Source organism: Paenibacillus pedocola (assembly GCF_031599675.1).
Lineage (GTDB): Bacteria > Bacillota > Bacilli > Paenibacillales > Paenibacillaceae > Paenibacillus_AQ > Paenibacillus_AQ pedocola.
The window spans coordinates 6,027,946-6,048,380 of sequence record NZ_CP134223.1; the positions used below are offsets into that span (position 1 = coordinate 6,027,946).

General features: G+C 52.0%; 22 protein-coding genes and 1 riboswitch. All 22 genes read right to left on the reverse strand.

Annotated elements, in window-relative coordinates; genetic code table 11:
- Positions 1-6 precede the first annotated feature (6 nt).
- The 22 genes from atpG to fni all read right to left on the reverse strand — a co-directional run bounded on the left by atpG (position 7) and on the right by fni (position 20,396).
- A complete protein-coding gene (atpG, locus tag QU597_RS26785; RefSeq protein WP_206102291.1) occupies positions 7-876 on the reverse strand; it encodes an ATP synthase F1 subunit gamma in 870 nt (289 codons plus the stop codon).
- 153 nt (positions 877-1,029) lie between these two features.
- Positions 1,030-2,541: a F0F1 ATP synthase subunit alpha gene (gene atpA / locus QU597_RS26790; protein ID WP_310830534.1), complete on the reverse strand. Its 1,512-nt coding sequence runs from the start codon at positions 2,539-2,541 to the stop codon at positions 1,030-1,032.
- An 11-nt stretch (positions 2,542-2,552) separates the two neighbouring features.
- The gene (locus QU597_RS26795; protein ID WP_206102293.1) at positions 2,553-3,104 is read right to left on the reverse strand and encodes a F0F1 ATP synthase subunit delta; all 552 of its coding nucleotides are present in this window, start codon (positions 3,102-3,104) and stop codon (positions 2,553-2,555) included.
- Positions 3,101-3,589 carry a F0F1 ATP synthase subunit B gene (atpF, locus tag QU597_RS26800; RefSeq protein WP_206102294.1) on the reverse strand — a complete coding sequence of 163 codons (489 nt, stop codon included), beginning with the start codon at positions 3,587-3,589 and terminating at the stop codon, positions 3,101-3,103. Before atpF ends, QU597_RS26795 begins: the two co-directional genes overlap by 4 nt.
- 110 nt (positions 3,590-3,699) lie before the next feature.
- Positions 3,700-3,924, reverse strand: coding sequence for a F0F1 ATP synthase subunit C (gene atpE, locus QU597_RS26805; RefSeq protein ID WP_025709067.1), 225 nt, complete (start codon positions 3,922-3,924; stop codon positions 3,700-3,702).
- A gap of 104 nt (positions 3,925-4,028) precedes the next feature.
- Positions 4,029-4,856 (reverse strand): F0F1 ATP synthase subunit A, encoded by an 828-nt coding sequence (gene atpB, locus QU597_RS26810; protein ID WP_310830535.1) that lies wholly within the window; start codon positions 4,854-4,856, stop codon positions 4,029-4,031.
- Between the two features lie 29 nt (positions 4,857-4,885).
- Positions 4,886-5,263: an ATP synthase subunit I gene (locus tag QU597_RS26815; RefSeq protein ID WP_310830537.1), complete on the reverse strand. Its 378-nt coding sequence runs from the start codon at positions 5,261-5,263 to the stop codon at positions 4,886-4,888.
- The gene (locus QU597_RS26820) at positions 5,256-5,510 is read right to left on the reverse strand and encodes an AtpZ/AtpI family protein (RefSeq protein ID WP_206102297.1); all 255 of its coding nucleotides are present in this window, start codon (positions 5,508-5,510) and stop codon (positions 5,256-5,258) included. Before QU597_RS26820 ends, QU597_RS26815 begins: the two co-directional genes overlap by 8 nt.
- 194 nt (positions 5,511-5,704) lie before the next feature.
- Positions 5,705-6,859 carry a non-hydrolyzing UDP-N-acetylglucosamine 2-epimerase gene (gene wecB, locus QU597_RS26825; protein WP_206102298.1) on the reverse strand — a complete coding sequence of 385 codons (1,155 nt, stop codon included), beginning with the start codon at positions 6,857-6,859 and terminating at the stop codon, positions 5,705-5,707.
- Between the two features lie 67 nt (positions 6,860-6,926).
- Positions 6,927-7,556: a uracil phosphoribosyltransferase gene (gene upp / locus QU597_RS26830; RefSeq protein ID WP_036699222.1), complete on the reverse strand. Its 630-nt coding sequence runs from the start codon at positions 7,554-7,556 to the stop codon at positions 6,927-6,929.
- Between the two features lie 440 nt (positions 7,557-7,996).
- Positions 7,997-9,247, reverse strand: a complete 1,251-nt coding sequence (gene glyA / locus QU597_RS26835; RefSeq protein WP_310833420.1) for a serine hydroxymethyltransferase — start codon at positions 9,245-9,247, stop codon at positions 7,997-7,999.
- Positions 9,248-9,315: 68 nt separating this feature from the next.
- Positions 9,316-9,918 (reverse strand): TIGR01440 family protein, encoded by a 603-nt coding sequence (locus QU597_RS26840; RefSeq protein ID WP_310833421.1) that lies wholly within the window; start codon positions 9,916-9,918, stop codon positions 9,316-9,318.
- 127 nt (positions 9,919-10,045) lie between these two features.
- Positions 10,046-10,128, reverse strand: a riboswitch (ZMP/ZTP riboswitch).
- Between the two features lie 50 nt (positions 10,129-10,178).
- A complete protein-coding gene (locus QU597_RS26845; RefSeq protein ID WP_310830538.1) occupies positions 10,179-10,766 on the reverse strand; it encodes a low molecular weight protein arginine phosphatase in 588 nt (195 codons plus the stop codon).
- 51 nt (positions 10,767-10,817) lie between these two features.
- Positions 10,818-11,384: a manganese efflux pump MntP gene (locus QU597_RS26850; RefSeq protein ID WP_370656219.1), complete on the reverse strand. Its 567-nt coding sequence runs from the start codon at positions 11,382-11,384 to the stop codon at positions 10,818-10,820.
- A gap of 170 nt (positions 11,385-11,554) precedes the next feature.
- Positions 11,555-12,301, reverse strand: coding sequence for a stage II sporulation protein R (gene spoIIR / locus QU597_RS26855; RefSeq protein ID WP_310830540.1), 747 nt, complete (start codon positions 12,299-12,301; stop codon positions 11,555-11,557).
- 115 nt (positions 12,302-12,416) lie between these two features.
- Entirely contained in the window at positions 12,417-13,583 is a 1,167-nt protein-coding gene (locus QU597_RS26860) for an FtsW/RodA/SpoVE family cell cycle protein (RefSeq protein ID WP_310830541.1), read from the reverse strand.
- 214 nt (positions 13,584-13,797) lie between these two features.
- A complete protein-coding gene (locus QU597_RS26865) occupies positions 13,798-14,982 on the reverse strand; it encodes an FtsW/RodA/SpoVE family cell cycle protein (protein ID WP_310830542.1) in 1,185 nt (394 codons plus the stop codon).
- Positions 14,983-15,129: 147 nt separating this feature from the next.
- Positions 15,130-16,053, reverse strand: a complete 924-nt coding sequence (prmC, locus tag QU597_RS26870; RefSeq protein ID WP_310830543.1) for a peptide chain release factor N(5)-glutamine methyltransferase — start codon at positions 16,051-16,053, stop codon at positions 15,130-15,132.
- A 4-nt stretch (positions 16,054-16,057) separates the two neighbouring features.
- Positions 16,058-17,125 (reverse strand): peptide chain release factor 1, encoded by a 1,068-nt coding sequence (gene prfA, locus QU597_RS26875; RefSeq protein WP_054942672.1) that lies wholly within the window; start codon positions 17,123-17,125, stop codon positions 16,058-16,060.
- Positions 17,126-17,430: 305 nt separating this feature from the next.
- A complete protein-coding gene (ychF, locus tag QU597_RS26880) occupies positions 17,431-18,531 on the reverse strand; it encodes a redox-regulated ATPase YchF (protein WP_310830544.1) in 1,101 nt (366 codons plus the stop codon).
- A gap of 222 nt (positions 18,532-18,753) precedes the next feature.
- Positions 18,754-19,224, reverse strand: a complete 471-nt coding sequence (locus tag QU597_RS26885; protein ID WP_310830545.1) for a GNAT family N-acetyltransferase — start codon at positions 19,222-19,224, stop codon at positions 18,754-18,756.
- Between the two features lie 41 nt (positions 19,225-19,265).
- On the reverse strand, positions 19,266-20,396 hold the full coding sequence (fni, locus tag QU597_RS26890; RefSeq protein ID WP_370656220.1) for a type 2 isopentenyl-diphosphate Delta-isomerase: 1,131 nt from the start codon (positions 20,394-20,396) through the stop codon (positions 19,266-19,268).
- Between the last annotated feature and the right edge of the window lie 39 nt (positions 20,397-20,435).

Consider the following 20,435-nt stretch of genomic DNA (forward strand, 5'->3'; position numbering starts at 1 on the left):
TAAGTCTTAAGACTGCGCGTTCGCTCCGGCCACAATCTCGGTAATTTCCTGTGTAATTGCCGCCTGACGGGCACGGTTATACGTAAGTCTGAGTTCACCGATCATTTTTGACGCGTTCTTCGTTGCACTGCCCATCGCTGTCATCTTCGCTCCCAGCTCACTGGCCTTGCCGTCAAGAACTGCACTGTAAATCAGCGTTTCCGCATATTTTGGAAGCAGCACTCCGAGTACGCCTTCCGGAGAAGGCTCGTATTCGTAGCTTGCGCTTGCTTCATGGTGATCCGTTCCGCTTACTGCATCCATTGGCAGCAGACGGTCAACCGTCGGTACCTGGCTGATGGCATTAACGAAGCGGTTGTAGCAAATATACAGCTCATCATACACGCCTGTTTCGAACTGCTGAACCGCTGAGTAAGCAATCGACTTGATGTCGGAGAATTTCGGCGTATCGGACAGCTCGGTGATTTCCTCTACAATCGGGTATTCACGGCGGCGTAAAAAGTCACGGCCTTTCCGGCCGATCACGAACAAAGCATACTCGTCTTTGGATGCATGCCGTTCTGCCAGCAGCAACGTGAGCTTCCGCAGAATATTGGCATTGTATCCGCCGGCGAGACCTCTGTCAGAGGTAACAATAAGATAAGCGGTCTTCTTCACCGGACGGCTCACCAGCATCGGATGGGTCACACCCTGTGTACCGGCAGCAATGTTCGATACGACCTCTTTCAGCTTCTGCGAGTAAGGACGGGCAGCTTCTGCTTTCTCCTGCGCTTTACGGAGTTTCGAGGCGGCTACCATCTCCATTGCCTTCGTGATCTGTCTGGTGTTTTGAACGCTCTTGATTTGACGTTTAATATCACGCATGCTTCTTGCCATGATTTCACCACCTTAGAGCTTTGACGAAGTCAAAGCTGACCTCGTAAGCATATACTGAGCTTTGACGAAGTCAAAGCTATCTTCGTAAGCATATCCCAAAGCTTTGGCAGTGCCAAAGCTCCGGTTCAGACTAACTTTGTATGTGTATAACGATTAGCTCGTCGCAAAGCCTTTTTTGAATTTATCAATAGCTTCTTTGAGCGCAGCTTCGTTATCTGCAGTCAAATCTTTAGTATCCGTGATGGATTTAACGATTCCGGCAGCGCTGGTGTCCACAAAAGCCAGGAATTCCTTCTCAAAACGTCTTACGTCTTTGACAGGGATATCATCCAGATGGCCTTTGACAGCTGTATACAAGCTGATTACCTGGTGTTCTACAGACAGCGGCTGGTTAACACCCTGCTTAAGAATTTCCATCATACGCGCACCGCGGTTCAGACGGGCTTGCGTAGATTTATCCAGATCGGAACCAAACTGGGAGAACGCCTGAAGTTCGCGGTATTGGGCCAAATCCAGACGGAGTGAGCCGGCAACCTTCTTCATTGCTTTGATCTGCGCGGAACCGCCTACACGGGATACGGAGATACCGACGTTGATCGCCGGACGCTGACCGGAATAGAACAGGTCGGATTCCAGGAAGATCTGGCCGTCGGTAATCGAGATTACGTTCGTAGGAATGTAAGCCGATACGTCAGATGCCTGTGTTTCGATAAATGGCAGCGCGGTTAATGAACCTCCACCAAGCTCATCGCTAAGCTTAGCCGCACGCTCCAAAAGACGGGAGTGTAGATAGAATACGTCACCAGGGAACGCTTCGCGGCCCGGTGGACGGCGGAGCAGCAGGGACAATTCACGGTAAGCGGATGCTTGCTTCGAAAGGTCATCATAAATGACGAGGACATGCTCGCCTTTGTACATGAAGTATTCGCCCATTGCGCAGCCTGCGTATGGAGCGATATACAGCAGCGGAGACGGCTCGGATGCCGAAGCGGTTACAACGATTGTATACTCCAGTGCGCCGTGGCGGCGGAGAGTTTCAACAACCTGTGCTACTGTCGATTGTTTCTGGCCGATGGCAACATAGATACATTTCATGCCATTGCCTTTTTGGTTGATGATGGCATCGATTGCGATAGCCGTTTTACCGGTCTGACGGTCACCGATGATAAGCTCACGTTGTCCGCGGCCGATCGGCACCATCGCATCAATCGCTTTGAGGCCGGTCTGCATCGGCTCATGTACCGATTTGCGGTCGATAACGCCTGGAGCGTTATGTTCCACAGGACGGAATTCAGTGGTTGCAATTGGACCTTTGCCGTCGAGCGGCTGTCCGAGTGCATTCACTACACGGCCCAGCATAGCATCGCCAACCGGAACCTGCATGATTTGTCCTGTACGTTTTACTTGATCACCTTCACGAATTTCCTTGTACTCACCCAGGATAACAACACCGACGTTGCTTTCTTCCAGGTTGAGCGCCATGCCTACTACTCCGTTGGAGAACTCCAGCAATTCGCCTGCCATCGCGTTTTCCAGACCGTAGACACGGGCGATACCGTCTCCGACTTGAATGACGGTGCCAATTTCGGCCACTTCGATATCGGTTTTATATTGCTCAATTTGACTTTTGATCAAAGTGCTGATCTCTTCAGGTCTGATGCCCAATATCCTCACCCCTATCTTCTATGCTTATCGTTAAAAGATTTCTCGAGACGTGCAAGCTTACCGGAAAGACTGCCGTCATACAGCGTATCGCCGATCACGACCTTCAATCCGCCCAGCAGGCTTTTATCAATCAGATTCGTAACCCGGATTTTGCGGTTCGTCAGCTGGCTGAATTCTGCGGCAACACTGTCCTGCTCTTCTTGACTCAGGGCATATGTGGAGTACACGGTTGCATCTCCAATGCCGAGGGCGTCTCCTTCTATTTTGATGTACGTTTCCAGCAGATCAGCAAAAATATCGGTTCTGCCCCGCTCTACCAGCAGCTCTACCGTGTTCATCACCGTCGGAGAGACTTTACCCTGAAGCGCTGTACGCAGTACATTCAGCTTATCGGATTGTGAGATCCGCGGTGCAAGAATAAACCGTCTCACTTCCAGGTCGAGATGAAGCACCTCAACTACCATTTTAAGCTGTTCTTCCACTTCAAGTGTAATGCCTTTTTCCACCGCTGCACTGTACAGAGCTTTGGCATATCGTTTGGCAACTACCGTATCGCGGCTCATGATCGGCCTCCTACCTCTTTGAGGTATTGATCAACAAGCTGTTCCTGTTCGCCGTCAGCCTTAACTTCTTTTTCAAGCAGCTTGGAAGCGATTCGAACCGATGCTGTTCCCAGCTCGCTGCGCAGTGCTTCCACTGCCTTGTTTTTCTCACTTTCAATATCGCGGACAGCCTCGTCCTTAAGACGGTTAGCTTCTGCCTTGGCCTGCTCCAGAATACGGTCAACCTGATTGCTACTCGTAGCCTGCGATTGTTGAATGATGTTATGTGCCTCCTGGCGCGCCTGCTGCAGAGCCTGCTTCTGTTCTTCTACATAAGAAACAGCCTGTTCTCTGGTTTTGGACGCTTCATCCATTTGCTGCAGCACAAGTTCACGCCGTTTTTCCATAACGGAAAACAGCGGCCCGAAAGCGTACTTGTTCAGCAAAAAGTATAAAATCCCGAAGGCAATGATAGCCAACACGGAAGATTCCCATACAAAAGACAATGTTAGACACTCCTTTCCGTTGCACGTTCAAGGTGAAAACTTATTCATTCTTATAGTCTAAAAAGAAGGCGCGGAGGGCTGTTGCCTTCCCCGCCAAACATTTGTAAATCTTAAGCTCCAACGTAGAACATGAAAGCAAGTACTACACCGATGATCGGCAGGGCTTCTACCAGTGCGACCCCGATGAACATTGTAGTCTGAAGAGTGGATTTCGCTTCCGGTTGACGGGCGATACCTTCTACTGTTTTGCTGACAATCAGACCGTTACCAATACCGGCACCAAGCGCTCCCAAACCTACTGCAATTGCAGCTGCCAAATAAGCCATAACTCCCATTGTGTAAATCCTCCTCAAAGATATGTTTTAGTGTGTATTAATGAGCCAAACCTGAAGTATGCTTCACCCTTGGCATAAATCTTAACTCTTTGCGGCTGTCTAAGTTAGTGCTCGTCGTGGGTTTCCAGCATTTGCGAGAAATACACCATGGTCAGCATAACGAAGATGAACGCCTGAATAGTACCGATGAACAAACTGAAGCCTTGCCACACAATCAAGCCGAGCACTGAAGCAATCCAGCCTCCTACACCAAGCGCAGCCAATTTGAGGATAACCGATATCAGTACTTCTCCGGCAAAGATATTACCGAATAGACGCATACCGTGTGTCAAAAGCTTCGACACCTGCTCAATCAGATTGATTGGGAAGAAGAACGGGTAAGGCTCGAAATAGTGTTTGAAGTAATTTTTGGTGTTGCGGGTAATCCCCAGAATGTGCGACAGCAGGAAGATCATTACCGCAAGCCCCATAGCAACGGCTGGATCGGCTGTCGGTGATTTCCACCAGGCAACCCCCACTTCGATTTCTTCATGGGAAGCAGGATCTGCAGCTGCGTGAAGCTTATCAAGCTCCTTCACGACCGGCTCGATTTGCTTGCCAAAAATCTTGGCGTGTTCCGCATCATGATAATCCGTAACCACACCGAGCGGAAGTCCGAGCAAGTTACCTACAAACAGGAACATAATCAGCGCAAGACCCAAAGAAAGAAAAGGTTTGCCCTTCTTCAAATCCATCGTGCTGGAAATCAGTCCTTGAACGAATTCAACCGCCCACTCCAGGAAATTCTGCAGCTTACCGGGATTCTCGACCGACAAGTTGCGCGTAGCTAGAAGTCCGAGTACTAAACAAATGGTACAAGTCACTAATAGCATGAGCACGATAGAAAGGTCGATATGTAAGCCGCCTAGCATAATAACTGGTGATTTATGCATGTTTCTCACCCCTTTCTCCGTTGCAGCCTTTATCTTTCTCTACGCGAAAACCCAATCCCTATTATAATAAGAAGAATTGGAGCCAAGAGCAAACCACCAGCCACCGCAATCATATTGAAAACCTGCGGCGCTTTAAAGGCTACCATTACACCTAAGAGACTCAGTGCAGCACGGGTCAGAAACCCCAGGCTTACACGCCTCTTGCCTTCGCCAGCCATGGTATCCGCCACTTGCCGGACTTTATAGCCGAGGTAGGTCACATTGATGCAGCCAATCGCTCCGCCAAGCGCCAAACCCAAAGCTATACTCCGGACATCCGGGGATAAAGCCGCAGCCAGAACGCAAACAACCACGAAGCAAAGTGTTGCCAACGCCAATACCTTGCGGTACCGGGACAAATCATCCATCACTTTCCTCCATGACAGCTTTAATAATGAAGACGATACCTGTTATTCCACACAGAACACCCAAAACGACACCCAGCGCCACTCCAATTCCGGAGCTGTTCCACTTGCTGTCAAGCCATTTCCCCAAGAAATAGCCCCCTAAAGTAAAGGCGGCCAAATCAATGCCGACGGCACTGACGAGACTCATGGCTTTGAGTGCTTTTCCCGTTTGTTTCTGCGGATCTGAGGGGGGTTCAGGACCCTTCATTTGAACACATCCTTAGAAGTCCCATTCATTTTACTGAATGTTACAAGAGTTTGTCAATCCAGCGAAAATCGGGGGTTTTTCGGATGAAAGTATGAAAATAATCACAGCAAAACATTCCAAAACCATATAAACCGTACAGTTTTACTGTATGTTGATTTTGGTCATTTCAAAATATCATTTCACAGCCTCAACGTTCACTTTGTGAACATTCTGTGAAATTCCTCCGGACGTTCTTCAACGGCTCCGAAATGGTGTAAAATCGCATTGACAATTCTCTCGGAGGCTTTGCCGTCTCCATACGGGTTGGCGGCCCGACTCATCGACTGATACAAATCCTGGTCAGTCAGCAGAGCATGTGTCCGTTGATACACCTTCTCCTCGTCCGTCCCCACTAACTCCAATGTTCCGGCCTCGATCCCTTCCGGGCGCTCGGTTGTATCACGCAGCACAAGCACAGGAACTCCAAAGGAGGGAGCTTCCTCCTGCAGGCCGCCGGAATCGGTCAATATCAGATGGGTATGCGGATAAAAATTGTGCAGGTCAACAACATCCAGCGGATCAATCAGCTTAATTCTCGGATGCCCGCCCAGAATCTCATGAGCCGGTTCCTTAACTGCAGGACTAGGATGCACGGGATAAACAATGGCTACATCTTCAAATTCATCAGCGATTCTTTTGACAGCACGGAAAATATGACGGTGCGGTTCGCCTTGAGACTCTCTGCGGTGCGCCGTCATTAAAATGAGTCTTTTTCCTGCTGCAAAATCCAATACAGGATGCCGGTAATCCGGCTGTACGGTATATTGAAACACATCGGTTACGGTGTTGCCTGTGATATAGATACTTGACTCTTTTTTGTTCTCGTGTCTCAAATTGCCGGCTGACCAATCGGTTGGAGCAAAATGCAAATCTGCCAAAACTCCTGTCAGCTGGCGGTTCATTTCCTCAGGATATGGGGAAAGTTTGTTCCAGGTCCGAAGTCCTGCTTCTACATGTCCTACCTGAATTTGCTGCAGGAAGGAGGCATAGCTGGCCAGGAAAGTCGTCAGCGTATCCCCGTGCACCAGCACCAGATCAGGCTTAGCTTCACGAAGTACAGGTTCCAGCCCCTCCAGCACGCGTATCGAGATTTCATTCAGCGTCTGGCGGTCCTTCATCACGTCCAGATCATAGTCGGGAACGATCTTGAAAACTTCCAGCACCTGGTCCAGCAATTCACGGTGTTGCGCGGTTACGCATACAACGGATTCAATATGCTCAGGGTGTCTGTTCAGCTCGAGCACCAGCGGCGCCATTTTGATCGCCTCAGGGCGCACTCCGAAAATCGTCATCACTTTAATTTTGGACATAAACCCCTAACCTCTCTTCTACTAGATAAGCAATCTATGAGTTTGTTCTATAATACTATGCCGCTAATTACTTGGTTCCGTATAAACGGTCTCCCGCATCGCCAAGTCCCGGAACGATATATCCATGATCGTTCAGATGATCATCAAGCGCAGCCACATAAATGTCCACATCAGGGTGAGCAGCTTGTACAGCAGCAACACCTTCAGGAGCAGCTATCAGGTTCATCATCTTAATCTGGGTGCATCCGCGGTTCTTCAGCGAGGTGATTGCCGCAATGGCCGAACCCCCGGTTGCCAGCATCGGATCGATAACGATCAGCTCACGCTCCTGCACATCCGTAGGAAGCTTAATGTAGTATTCTACCGGCTGCAGCGTATCCGGGTCACGGAACAGGCCGACATGTCCCACTTTGGCTGCTGGAAGCAATTTGAGAACCCCTTCAAGCATTCCAAGTCCGGCGCGGAGAATCGGAATCAGACCCAGCATTCTTCCCGAAATTACTTTGCTCTGTGTTTCAGCCACTGGTGTCTGCACAGTAATTGTCTCCAGCGGAATATCGCGTGTAATCTCATAGGCCATGAGTGTAGCCACTTCATCCACATGTTCTCTGAACTCTTTCGTGTTGGTCCGCACATCGCGGATAAATGTCAGTTTGTGCTGAATCAAAGGATGATCGCAAATCACCAATTTTCCCATTCTTGTCCCTCCGGTAATTATGAGTCTTGTTAGCTGTAGAAAGCGCTTTTGCTTCTTCCATGGCTAAATCCTGTCTATTATATCATCACCCGGTGCGTATTTCACCTCCGAAGGGAAAGTAACGCCTGGGAAAAAGCAACTTTAATCGAATATGCCCTCATAGTAAATTTCAGGAAACACATCCATCTCTCTGGTTATAAACTGCCCTTAGTTTGTACTGATTTGAACTTTTAATACTTTTCACACTTTTTTCACCGATTTTGATGAAAATTCCATGAACTTTCATGGATATTTCAAAATATTTCTCGACATTTTTTGTACTTAATTTGTGAACATTATGCAACTTTTACCCGGAGAAAAACAAAAAACCTCCGCAAAGACTGCCAGAAACAGTCTCTACGAAGGCAGATTAAGCTTCATTAAATTACGCGCGCAGAATTTTAGTACTGCAAGCCCGGGTAGATCGGATATTGCTCTGTCAACCCAGCTACCTCACGGGCAGCCTCAGCCAATTTCGCTTCATCCTTAGGATTCTTAAGAACATTTGCGATAATCCGGCCAATGGTTACCATGGCCTGCTCGTCCATCCCGCGGGAAGTTACCGCAGGTGTTCCAATCCGGATGCCGCTCGTTACAAACGGGCTGGTAGGATCGAATGGAATTGCGTTTTTGTTCACAGTGATGCCGATGGAATCGAGTACCTTTTCTGCATCTTTCCCTGTGATGTTCAGATTACGGGTATCGAGCAGCATCAGGTGGTTATCTGTGCCGCCAGAAACAATGTTAACCCCTTCACCGATCAGCGTTTCTGCCAGCACCTTGGCATTCTTCACTACGTTTTGGGCATACGTCTTAAAGGAAGGCTGCAGTGCTTCGCCAAACGATACCGCCTTGGACGCAATTACATGCATCAGCGGTCCGCCTTGCGAGCCCGGGAATACCGCCTTATCAATAGCAGCAGCCCAAGGCTGTCTGCACAGAATCATTCCTCCGCGCGGTCCGCGCAAAGTTTTGTGAGTCGTTGTGGTCACGAAATGGGCATGAGGCACCGGACTCGGATGAAGACCGGCAGCAACCAGACCGGCGATATGTGCCATATCCACCATGAACAGCGCACCAACATCATTAGCAATCGAACCCAGCGCTTCAAAATCAATGGTCCGCGGGTATGCACTTGCACCGGCAACAATCAGTTTAGGACGATGTTTGAACGCCGCTTTGCGCACTTCATCATAATCAATCAGGAATGTATCTTCTTGCACGCCATAAGCTACGAAGTTATACAGCAGGCCGGAGGCATTTACCGGACTTCCGTGCGTTAAATGACCACCATGAGCAAGGTTCATACCAAGAACAGTATCACCGGGATTGAGTGCGGCCAGATAAACTGCCATATTCGCCTGAGCACCGGAATGCGGCTGAACATTGGCATGATCGGCGCCGAACAGCTGCTTGGCACGGTCACGGGCAAGGTTCTCTACGATGTCAACATCTTCACAGCCGCCATAGTAGCGTTTGCCCGGATAGCCTTCAGCATATTTATTCGTAAGAACAGAACCCATGGCTTCCATTACAGCTTCACTGACGATATTCTCCGAAGCAATAAGCTCAATGTTGGCACGCTGACGGCTCAGCTCCAGTCCCATCGCTTCCAGTACTGCCGGGTCACTCTTGCGCAATTGTTCCATGATTTCTTATTTCCTCCCTGAATAGCTCTTAGTTTTTATACTTCTTAACAATCTGAATTCCGCTATTTCCTTCAATCACACTGCCTGGAACCGCTTGTCTCTTGCGTCCGGTATACAGCGCGTTCTCCGCCGATTAGGGGCGGCCTGCTAAAGGCTGCATTCACTCTGGCGGAGCCGATGTAGCGCAGGCTCGGCCGGAAGGGTACTGCAACCCGGCGCAGATGCATGCCGATCAGCGTCTCGCCGATATCGATCCCGGCATGGGCCTCGATGGTCTCAGCCAGAACCGGATCAGCCATGAAGCTGTAGGCGGCAGCGGCCATCGAGCCGCCGGCACCCGGGACGGGTACAGCCGATACCTCTCTCAGTCCCAGGGACTCCAGCAGAGAACGTTCCATAACCAGCGAACGGTTCAAATGCTCGCAGCACTGGTACACCGTATGAAATCCCCGTTCTTCAGCAATCTGGCGTATCCCCTGCAGCAGCTGCTGCGCCACTTCCAGAGCGCCTCCAGTGCCGATGCTGACACCGGCAACCTCACTGGTACTGGCCCCGACTACCAGAATTTTGCCCGGTCCGAGCTTGCCGGCTTCAGCAAGCTCAGCCACTACAGCAGCGGTTGCCGCTGCCAGGGAAAGCTCCGCACCCGCCGGAGCCTCCGTTTGTTCCGGCATTCCGCCGGCTGCACGTTCTTCCCAAGAGTCCTGCTTCATGACTTCTTCCATCACTTCCGCCTCCCTCAGCGCATACACACTCACATTTTAAACAAAAAAGAGCAGTCCGCAGCAAACTGCGGATGTGCTCTTTTGCCCAGGCGACCGGCCGTTTATTCCAGTGCTCCATCGTGGTTTGATCCACACTTGTCGCCAGTTACACCGGAACCGGGTAATATTTATTACATCTTAAAGGATAGCCCGTGAAAAATCAACCATCTTTACAAACGGCGCAAGGACTCCAGCTTGTCGAGCAGACTATACAGCGCAGTACGGATCTCAGCTGCCGTAAGTTCATAATCTTCCCGGGAGCCGCCGAACGGATCCGAAATATCGAAGCTTGGAATCCGCTGCCGGATTTCGATGATCCGCTGCAAATCGGCCGACTTCGGCTCCTTGCCCAGTGCCAGGTTCAGCTCTGCTTCTGCATACAGGCTGTCCAGCTCCCTGATATCACCATTCACAGCTTCTTCATTATAGACATATTCTTTGAGCGTATGCGTCTTAGAGACTGCGCTCGGGAAATACTGAAGCAGATGCCGTTTATGACCGCCAGTCAGCGTCAGCACCAGATCAGCCCAATTCACAATATCTGCGCTAAGCTGGGTAGAACTCATATGATCATTGATTCCTTCGTCCCGCAGAATGGCTGCGGCATGTCTGGATACGGAAGTGCCGGAAATGGCGGAGACGCCTGCAGACCGCACTTCCAGCTCGATTCCCCGCTCCTTCGCGAGCTTCCGCAAAAGTCCTTCGGCCATAGGACTGCGGCACGTATTTCCGGTGCAGACGAATAAAATATGCAGCATGCTTTCCACCTCCATGAAAGGATAAATTAAAATTCTTTTGCCGTTATTGTATCAGAAGATGAACAGCAAGCCAAACCCCAGAAGAATCGCCCCGCCCAGCGCTTCCCCGTAATCGCCCAGTCCGCGGCTGACCCGCCTTCCCAGCAGCAGGCCGGTAATGGACATAATGCCGCCGCATAACCCAAACGCCAGCACCGTTAGAACTATGCTATTCACAAACATTCCAAGAGACACTCCCACCGAGAAGGAATCCACGCTCACACTGAGCGAAATAAGCAGCATACCCCAGAACGTCCCGTGATCCATCGACCGGCTGCCACTGTCATTTCTGCGAAAAGAGTTAAACACCATATGTCCGCCCAGCAGCAGAAGCAGCCCCCCTGCGGCATAAGTTGTGACTTGTCCAAGCAAGTGGCCCACATAACTGCCGGTAAACAAGCCGAGCAGCGGCATCAGCACATGAAAAAAGGCAATCAGCAGGCTGAGCTGCAGCACATGCAAAAGACGGATGCCTTTCATCCCGATCCCTACGCCGAGGGAAAAAGCGTCCATCCCGAGTGCGATTGCCATAATGGCAATTGTTACAATCTGGCCCCAGCCAGCATAAACCCCCGCCATGCCCATACCCCCAAAGTCCGAAAGTCTTGTACAACAACGATATGCGGACAAGTGGGCAATCATGACTGAACATGAGAGGATAACGGGCCTACAGGCTGCAACCATGTAAAAACGGCTCCACCGAGTGGAACCGCAATGTATTTCAGTATCACAAATCATTCAACTGTGACTCAGGCCCACAACCCGCTGATCCAGCTCCACAAATTCTGCAGCATCTCCCAGAGAAAGAAACGTACCTTGGGAGCCTCTGCTTCTCCGCCCGCAGCTTTCCCTGCGGCAGAAACAGTTTGAACAGTCTCTTTGTCTGAAGCAGCTATCTTCCCGCCTGTTCCCTCCGCTGCGGCGGCAGAAGCAGTATCCGTCCCCTTAGCAGCAGCATCACCGGATCCTGCATCGATGAAGCAGAGCGGCGGGAAAAGCACGCACCACCAATTCTGTCCTTTCCCTGCCCCGAGGGTAACGCGCACAGCCTCATAATCTCCTGCCGGATATACGATTCCCCCGTACATCTTGGTCGGAAATGGAACTACGCCCAGTTCAACTTTATAGTCATACCCGATGCCTCTCTTCTGAAGTTCTCCGGCAACGAGTTCATTCAGCTCCGGCAAGTGACGTCTGATCAAGGCCCGTGCCTGCTCCAGGCTCTGCGGATCTTCAAGTGCGGAGACCCACTGGTTCATCTGTTCAACAATTTTATCGCGGATCTGGCGTTTGACCAGCTGGTCTGCAGCTCCGTCCGAATTCGCCAGAATACGCAGGCGGATGGATTCCTGCGGAATCGTAACCTCTGCTACAGCAGCATCACTCTTTTGTCCTTCCCAAACCATCATAAGCACCATCAAAAAAGAAAATAAAATAGCAGTATACTTAAAAGTTACCCGTAAGGAATCCTGTCTTTCCGGCGATATAAATCTCATTTCCAGCAGCCCCTCTCCCTGAACCTCTTATGTCTTCAGTATGTCCGGAGAAGAGAGACTGCAAACCTATCAATCTATTAAAAGTTTACTAAGGTGCCAATGGACTTAGGGCCGATTAGAAATGCAAGGCAGATGCTGGCAGCTCCTCCTCCACATCCTGTCCGTAAAGCAGCACGCTCATGGCAATGCCCATGCTGGCCATATTGATTACAACCGAGGTGCCTCCGTAGCTGATGAACGGAAGTGTAATACCAGTCAGCGGCATAAGTCCGATGTACGCGCCGATGTTCTCAAGGATCTGATACAGCAGCATAGCCACGATGCCGATAATCAGAAACGGGCCTGCCCGGTCTTTGCACTCCAGAGCGATCAGAATCATCCGGTGAATGAGAATAAAAAACAGCAGCAGGAGCAGCGATGCTCCGATGAACCCGAACTCTTCCGCAATCTGTGCAAAGATCGCATCTGAGTAGATCACCGGAATTTTATTCGACTGGACGGATCCGCCCTGCAGATATCCTTCTCCGCTCATTCCGCCCGAGGCGATCGCTATTTTGGCATTGCGCGTCTGATAGCTGTCATCACTGCTTGCCAGCTCCGGCACGAGCCAAGGGTCGAAGCGTTTGATGAAATGCTCACGGCCGATGGTTGTACTCATAAAATCTGTCACTTGCTCGTGATAATGGATATAGCTGTAGATGAAGCCCAAGAGTGCAAACCCGGCAATCATCAGGCCAATCAGTGCATGGGTCCATTTAATCCGGCCGATCCACAGCAGGCCCACCAGGATCACCATATAGCTAAGTGCATTGCCCAGGTCATTCTGGCTGATGACCACCGCGAATGGCAGCAGGGCCACCAGACTCAGCGGCACAATGTCGCGCCAAAAGAGGAGCTGGCTTTTATTTTTACGGACCAGCAGAGAGGCTAGCGCCAGAATGAGCACCAGCTTAAACAGTTCGGCAGGCTGAAAACTGAAGGATCCCACACTAAGCCAGCCCTTCGCCCCGTACTTCACCGTCCCGAAAAGACTCACAAGCACCAGAATCCCTACGCCTCCTAAATAAATGTAGAGCGCAAGTTTAACAAGCAGGCGGTAATCAAACAAAGACAATCCGAAAAAAGCCACAAACCCCAGCCCGTACCATCGGATCATCTGCAGGTGCATCCCGTCTTCATCCCGCCCGTGCGTCACACTGTATATCGATAAGATACTGACAGCCATCAGCATAAGCAGCACAACAACAATGACACCGTCTATCTTTTTGACTCGCTGCAGCATAGGAAGAACCCCTGACTGTATTCGAATTTTGCCTTACCGGCTTATCCATCGCAATCACACAAAACTGGAAGATTCCGTTATTTCCCATTCTAAAGCAACCTGTGGGTCCAATACAATTTTTTATTATCGGTCCATAAATTCCCTCCTGCAGCAAAAGAAAAACCGCCGGTCCCCATCTCAGATGGAGCCGGCGGTTTATTAAGCGTTCATAGTATTAGCCTTGTTTCGCAGCTGCGGGATAGCTAGCAGGAGCCGGCAGATTCTCTTCGACTTCCCGTCCGTGGAGACGCACGCTCATCACCAGGCCAATGCTCGCCATGTTAATCAGGAGCGAGGTCCCCCCAAAGCTGATGAACGGCAGGGTGATGCCGGTGAGCGGCATGAGTCCGATAAACGCTCCAATGTTCTCGAAAATCTGGTACAGAATCATCGCCACGATGCCGACTATCAGGAACGGGCCGCCGCGGTCTTTGCATTCCAGGGCAATTAGAATCATCCGGTGAATCAGAATAAAATAAAGCAGCAGCAGCAGCGCTGAGCCGACAAACCCGAATTCCTCGGCAATCTGCACAAAGATCGAGTCGGAATACGTATAAGGCACCCGGTCCGTCTGAACGGAGCTGCCTTCCATATATCCTTCCCCGCTCATGCCGCCTGAGGCAATCGCCAGCTTGGCATTTTTGGTATGATAGCTGGCCTTGGCCGTTGCTTCCTCAGGAACCAGCCAAGGGTCAAACCGTTCCACCCAGTGCGAGCGGCCGATATCCGTAAGGAAGGTCTTGATCTGATCATGATAGTGTATATAGCTCATTATTCCGGCAGCCGCCGTACTCGCTATGACCAGCAGACCAATCAGCGCATGCGAAAATTTAATATTCCCGATCCACAGCAGACCCACCAGAATTACGATATAGGAGAGCGCATTCCCGAGGTCATTTTGACTGATTACGATCAGAAAAGGCAGTATGGTAAGCAGACCCAGCGGCACGACATCCTTCCAGAAAAGCAGCCTGTTCTTGTTCTTTCGGACCAGCACTGCCGCCAGAAACAGGATCAGAATCAGCTTAAACAGTTCCGCCGGCTGAAGGCTGAATCCGCCGAACTTCAACCAGCCCTGGGCGCCGTTCTGCGTTTTACCGATAAAGCTGACCAGGACCAGTATCCCGATCCCGGTAATATAGATATAGAGCGCATATTTGACGATCAGCCGGTAATCAATAAACGTCAATCCGAGAAAGGCAACCATGCCGAGAATATAGAACTTGATCATCTTGATGTGCATCCCGTTCAGATCTTCTCTTCCATGGGTCACACTGTATATAGAGAAAATGCTGATGACCATCAGCAGTAATAGGACAATTACGATAGCACCGTCAATCTTTTTAATCTTCTGAAGCATATTCTGTCTCCTTACTCAGTACTGGAGCTTCCAGTTCACGCTTAGGGTAGAAGTCCCGTCAATTCTATTGTAAAGGAAGGGGCAGCAAAAATACAATTTCACCGCAGTGTATTCGTCTAACACTGCGGGGGACCTTACCGGGACCCGCTAACGGGCGATGCCCAGCACATGGCGGGGAATTCCCGCGAGATCGTCGATCGTGACGATCTCGTTCCAGTGGCCCGCGGCGCGCAGCAGCGCGGCCACCTGCCCGGCCTGGCCCTGGCCGAGCTCAAAGCCGACCAGGCGCGGGGCTGCCGGAAGCAGCGGCAGCTGCTCCATCATGCGGCGGTACGGGTCCAGCCCGTCATCGCCGCCATCCAGCGCCGTGCGCGGCTCATGGTCGCGCACCTCGCGCTGCAGCCCGGCGATGTCGCCGCCGGGAATATACGGCGGGTTGGAGACGACAATATCCGTCTCCATCCCCGCAAACGGCTCGAGCAGGTCGCCGAGCCGCAGGTCCACCGCCGCGCCGTGCCGCTGCGCGTTGCGGCCGGCCACGGCCAGCGCGCCGGGCGATATGTCGCCGGCCGAGACCCGCCACGCCGGCGCTTCCGCCGCCAGCGTGACGGAGATCGCACCGCTGCCGGCGCCGATATCGACGGCGGTCAGCGGTCTTGCCCCGCGCGCGTCGCCTGCGGCGGCGGGAACAAGCCCGTCCGGCCACAGCTCAGCGCCGTACTTCAGGATGGCCTCGACGAGCAGCTCCGTCTCCGGCCGCGGAATCAGCACGTCCGGCGTCACTTCGAACGCCCGGCCGTAAAATTCCTGCTCGCCGATGATATACTGCACCGGCTCGCCGGCCGCCCGGCGGTTCACTCCGGCCTCCCAGGCCGCCTTTACCGCAGCGGGAAAAGGATCCGCCAGCGCCATATAATAGGCGGCACCGGACAAGCCCAGCACATGCTCCAGCAGGAGCTGGCTGCTGCGCTGCGGCTCATTGCACCCGCTTTTGTCCAAAAAAGAAGAAGCCTCCGCAAAGGCTTCCCGGATGCTTTGCAATTCCGACATGACATAGAAGTCGTGTTTCAAAGCATTATTCTCCTTTTTCCATCAATTCCGCTTGTTCCGCAATCGACAGTGCCGAAATAATATCCGTAATCTCCCCGTTCATTACCTGCTCCAGACGGTGTAGGGTAAGGCCGATACGGTGATCCGTTACCCGGCTCTGCGGGAAGTTATAGGTGCGGATCCGCTCACTGCGGTCGCCTGTGCCGACTTTGCTCTTGCGTTCTCCGGCATATTTCGCTTCCTCTTCCTGACGCTTGAGGTCGGAGATACGGGCACGCAGTACCTGCAGCGCCTTCTCTTTGTTGGAGTTCTGCGATTTGCCGTCCTGACAGGTGGCTACAATACCTGTAGGTACATGCGTTACACGGACTGCAGATTTGGTTGTATTAACTGACTGTCCGCCCGCTCCGCTGGAACAGAAGGTATCGACACGGATGTCTTTATCGTGAATTTCGATCTCGAATTCTTCCGCTTCCGGCATAACCGCCACGGTTGAAGTTGAGGTATGAATCCGTCCGCCGGATTCTGTGGCCGGAATACGCTGAACACGGTGTGCGCCGCTCTCATATTTCATCTTGCTGTACGCACCGCGGCCGTTAATAAGGAAGATAACTTCCTTGAAGCCGCCCAGGTCATTCGTATTCACATCCATCAGCTCGACGCGCCAGCCTTGGGCATCGGCATAACGGGTGTACATCCGGTACAGGTCAGAGGCAAACAATGCCGCTTCATCTCCGCCGGCCGCGCCGCGGATTTCGACGATTACGTTCTTGTCGTCATTCGGGTCTTTCGGCAGCAGCAGGATACGGATTTTCTCCTCCAGCTCCACCTGGCGTGAGGAAAGGTCGTCAATTTCCATTTTGACCATTTCCTTCATTTCATCATCAAGCTTCTCGGCCTGCATCATCTTGGCTGCCTCAAGCTCTTCCATTACATTTTTATATTCAGCATAGGCCTCAAAGGCAGGCTGCAGATCAGATTGTTCTTTGGAATAGTCCCTCAGTTTCTTACTGTCGTTTGCAACATCCGGGTCACAAAGCAGTTCACTGAGTTTCTCATAGCGGTCCGCCAATGATTGCAATCGGTCCAACAACAAGGGAATTCACCTCTCCTGGTTCAATATATTCGATAAAATACTTAAAATTATGGATTACAATAACAATAGATATACGACTTTATATTATATCACCAATTCTGCTTATTGGCTACAGTGCAAGTACATAGAAAGCAAATCTTTTGATAAAAGGTTCTTACTCCCCTAATCGTACAGCCCTGTATTCTAGTATGCAGTAACTTTAGCGATGATATTCCATTCAGCCTGTAAAAAAGAAGCCATTCCGGAGCGGAAACCCGCCACGAAATGGCCTCTCTATCTTCAAGCGTTATAAGCAGAAGTGTCTATACGTTGAAACGGAAATGCATAACATCGCCGTCCTGAACGAGATATTCCTTGCCTTCCAGACGGAGCTGTCCGCGTTCCTTGGCACCGTTCATGGAACCGGCAGCCAAAAGGTCGGCATAAGCCACAACTTCCGCACGGATAAAGCCGCGTTCGAAGTCCGTATGAATAACACCGGCTGCTCCAGGCGCTTTGGTACCCTTGCGGATCGTCCAGGCGCGGACTTCCTGCACCCCTGCAGTGAAGTAAGTGTACAAGCCCAGCAGCTTGTAGGCTGCTTTGATCAGGCGGTTAAGCCCGGATTCCTGCAGGCCCAGCTCTTCGAGGAACATGGCTTTGTCTTCGCCTTCCAGCTCAGCAATCTCCGCTTCCACTTTGGCGCTAATCGGCACCACTTCGGCGTTCTCGCCTGCTGCGAACTCGCGTACCTGTTGAACATACGGGTTTTCTTCAGCCGTAGCCACTTCATCCTCGCCCACGTTAGCCGCATACAGTACAGGCTTCAGGGTCAGCAGGTGCAGATCGCGTACGATCAGACGCTCGTCATCAGACAATTCCACGCTGCGCGCAGGCTGGTCTTGATAGAGAGCTTCCTTGACGCGCTCCAGAACTTCAACTTCCTGGGCGTATTTCTTGTCGCCGCCCTTGATGTTTTTGCGGGAGCGTTCGATGCGTTTCTCGATGCTCTCCAGGTCAGCCAGAATGAGCTCCAGGTTGATCGTCTGGATGTCGCTGATCGGATTAACTTTACCGTCTACATGCGTAACATTCTCATCCACAAAGCAGCGTACGACATGAACAATCGCATCCACCTCACGGATATGAGCCAGGAACTTGTTGCCCAGGCCTTCACCCTTGCTCGCGCCGCGCACAAGCCCGGCAATATCAACAAATTCAAAGGCGGTCGGAACCGTCTTGTTCGGCTGCACCAGCTCGGTCAGCTTATCGAGACGTTCGTCCGGCACTTCCACGACACCTACGTTCGGGTCAATGGTGCAGAAGGGATAGTTTGCGGATTCTGCGCCCGCTTGTGTGATTGCATTAAATAGTGTGGATTTACCAACGTTTGGCAGTCCAACGATACCAGCTTTCAAAGCCATTTATATGACAACTCCTATTTTCGGTTGTATTGATCCACCGCATAATTACCGACTTGATCTAAACCATTATATATTAGAACAAAACCTCCAGCAACAGCGGATGTACCGGGGGTGTGCCAATTAAAAGGCGGCCGCGGTCAACAGGCAAATCAGATTCAGCCAGCTCCATACGCCAAAAAGACCCCCGAAGGAGTCTGATATGCCATTAGTAAGGCGGTCATTCTACAGTTTTTTGGACATAGTGATGTCGGTGATCTGGAAGCCCATTTTTTGATACAGCTTAAAGGCCCGGTCATTGTCCCCAAAGACATGCAGGCCAATCCGCGTCACATTCATTTTACGGGCTTCTTCATCCAGGGCGGTCAGCGCCATAGATCCGTATCCATTCCGTTGATAGGGTTCAAAGATATAGAAGTCATAGATGAAAGCTTCTTTGCCCTGGCGTCCTTCAATCACGTTGAACCAGATGTATCCGGCCTGGGCATCGCTCTCCGTCTCCACAATGGAATATAGGTAGGCACCTTCTGTGTACAGGCCGTGAGGCAGATAACGGGTCATTTCTTCCTGTGACAGCTTCATTGCCGTCTCTTTTTCCCATGCACCGATTCTTATTTTATCCTCTGCATAATCACGGGTAGATTGTTGTAAAAAAAACTGAAATGTCGGTTCGTCCATTTGGACCAGTTTAATCATTAGCTTTCGCCCTCTTACTTCCTTAAAATGTCGTCTTGCTTCTACCGCCGGATCAGCCGCTGGCTGCCGCGCAAAGCCGCCAGATCCGGTGCGCCGATGCCAAACATTGCTGTCCGCAGCTCCAGCTCTACCTGGGCGAGCGCCCGGTCCAGCGCTTCCTCGGATTCCACAGCCGGTCCCAGCAGGTTCCGGCCGAAGCCGGCGAGATCCGCACCGAGCGCCAGTGCCTTGGCGGCATCCACGCCATGCTTCAGTCCGCCGCTGCCGATCAGCGCGCCGTGCGGGGACACGGCCCGCACCTCCCGGATGCATTCCGCGGTTGGGATGCCCCAGTCGGCGAAGGCCTCCGCCGCAGCCCGCCGCACCGAATCGGTGTTGCGGAACTTCTCGACCTGGCTCCAGGAAGTGCCGCCTGCTCCGGCAACATCGATGAAGGCCGCACCGGCATTATACAGCCGGAGCGCCGTGTCGCCGTCGATCCCCCAGCCGACTTCCTTCACACCGACCGGGATTTCCAGCGCCCTGCACACCTTTTCGATCTGTGCCAGCAAGGAGGCAAACCCGGTATTGCCTTCAGGCTGAAAAACCTCCTGCAGCCCGTTCAGGTGCAGCACCAGCCAGTCCGCACCCGCGATGTCCACGGCTCTCCGGCATTCTTCCGCGCCGAAGCCGTAGGATAACTGCACGGCGCCGATATTCGCGATGACCGGAATTCCTGCAGCCTTGTCCCGAACATGGAAGGTCTCTGCCAGCTCTGCACGCTCTACCGCAGCCCGGACCGAGCCGACACCAAGCGCCCAGCCGCGGCGGCCAGCCGCGACGGCCAGCCGGGCATTAATCGCTCCGGTCGCCTTGCTGCCGCCAGTCATCGAGCTGATCAGCAGCGGTGTCTGCAGCTCACGCCCCAGGAAAACGGTACGCAGTGAAATGTCATCATAGTTCAGCTCCGGCAGCGCATTATGACGGAACCGGTACTGCTCGAATCCGGTGGTAATGCCGCTGCCGCCCACTTCCTCATTCAGGCAGAGGCGCACATGCTCAAGCTTGCGCTCCCCCGTGCCGGAGGCAGGCAGCAGCGGCTCAGACTGGTTATTGTCTTTGTCTGCAGCCTGCGGCGTTGCGCTGTGACTTAAGCCGCTAAATTCCTGTTTGCCCGGCGGCATCTGATTCATGCTCGTTCCTCCTGTTCCACACTCTCTATATACACGCGA

What these genes read in the sequence shown, in the direction of transcription:
- atpG (WP_206102291.1), bottom strand. Translation starts at nt 876, where the DNA reads ATGGCAAGAAGCATGCGTGATATTAAACGTCAAATCAAGAGCGTTCAA.
- QU597_RS26795 (WP_206102293.1), bottom strand. Translation starts at nt 3,104, where the DNA reads ATGAGCCGCGATACGGTAGTTGCCAAACGATATGCCAAAGCTCTGTAC.
- atpE (WP_025709067.1), bottom strand. Translation starts at nt 3,924, where the DNA reads ATGGGAGTTATGGCTTATTTGGCAGCTGCAATTGCAGTAGGTTTGGGA.
- atpB (WP_310830535.1), bottom strand. Translation starts at nt 4,856, where the DNA reads ATGCATAAATCACCAGTTATTATGCTAGGCGGCTTACATATCGACCTT.
- QU597_RS26815 (WP_310830537.1), bottom strand. Translation starts at nt 5,263, where the DNA reads ATGGATGATTTGTCCCGGTACCGCAAGGTATTGGCGTTGGCAACACTT.
- QU597_RS26820 (WP_206102297.1), bottom strand. Translation starts at nt 5,510, where the DNA reads ATGAAGGGTCCTGAACCCCCCTCAGATCCGCAGAAACAAACGGGAAAA.
- wecB (WP_206102298.1), bottom strand. Translation starts at nt 6,859, where the DNA reads ATGTCCAAAATTAAAGTGATGACGATTTTCGGAGTGCGCCCTGAGGCG.
- upp (WP_036699222.1), bottom strand. Translation starts at nt 7,556, where the DNA reads ATGGGAAAATTGGTGATTTGCGATCATCCTTTGATTCAGCACAAACTG.
- QU597_RS26840 (WP_310833421.1), bottom strand. Translation starts at nt 9,918, where the DNA reads ATGCCGGAACAAACGGAGGCTCCGGCGGGTGCGGAGCTTTCCCTGGCA.
- QU597_RS26845 (WP_310830538.1), bottom strand. Translation starts at nt 10,766, where the DNA reads ATGCTGCATATTTTATTCGTCTGCACCGGAAATACGTGCCGCAGTCCT.
- QU597_RS26850 (WP_370656219.1), bottom strand. Translation starts at nt 11,384, where the DNA reads ATGGCGGGGGTTTATGCTGGCTGGGGCCAGATTGTAACAATTGCCATT.
- spoIIR (WP_310830540.1), bottom strand. Translation starts at nt 12,301, where the DNA reads ATGAGATTTATATCGCCGGAAAGACAGGATTCCTTACGGGTAACTTTT.
- QU597_RS26860 (WP_310830541.1), bottom strand. Translation starts at nt 13,583, where the DNA reads ATGCTGCAGCGAGTCAAAAAGATAGACGGTGTCATTGTTGTTGTGCTG.
- QU597_RS26865 (WP_310830542.1), bottom strand. Translation starts at nt 14,982, where the DNA reads ATGCTTCAGAAGATTAAAAAGATTGACGGTGCTATCGTAATTGTCCTA.
- ychF (WP_310830544.1), bottom strand. Translation starts at nt 18,531, where the DNA reads ATGGCTTTGAAAGCTGGTATCGTTGGACTGCCAAACGTTGGTAAATCC.
- QU597_RS26885 (WP_310830545.1), bottom strand. Translation starts at nt 19,224, where the DNA reads ATGATTAAACTGGTCCAAATGGACGAACCGACATTTCAGTTTTTTTTA.
- fni (WP_370656220.1), bottom strand. Translation starts at nt 20,396, where the DNA reads ATGAATCAGATGCCGCCGGGCAAACAGGAATTTAGCGGCTTAAGTCAC.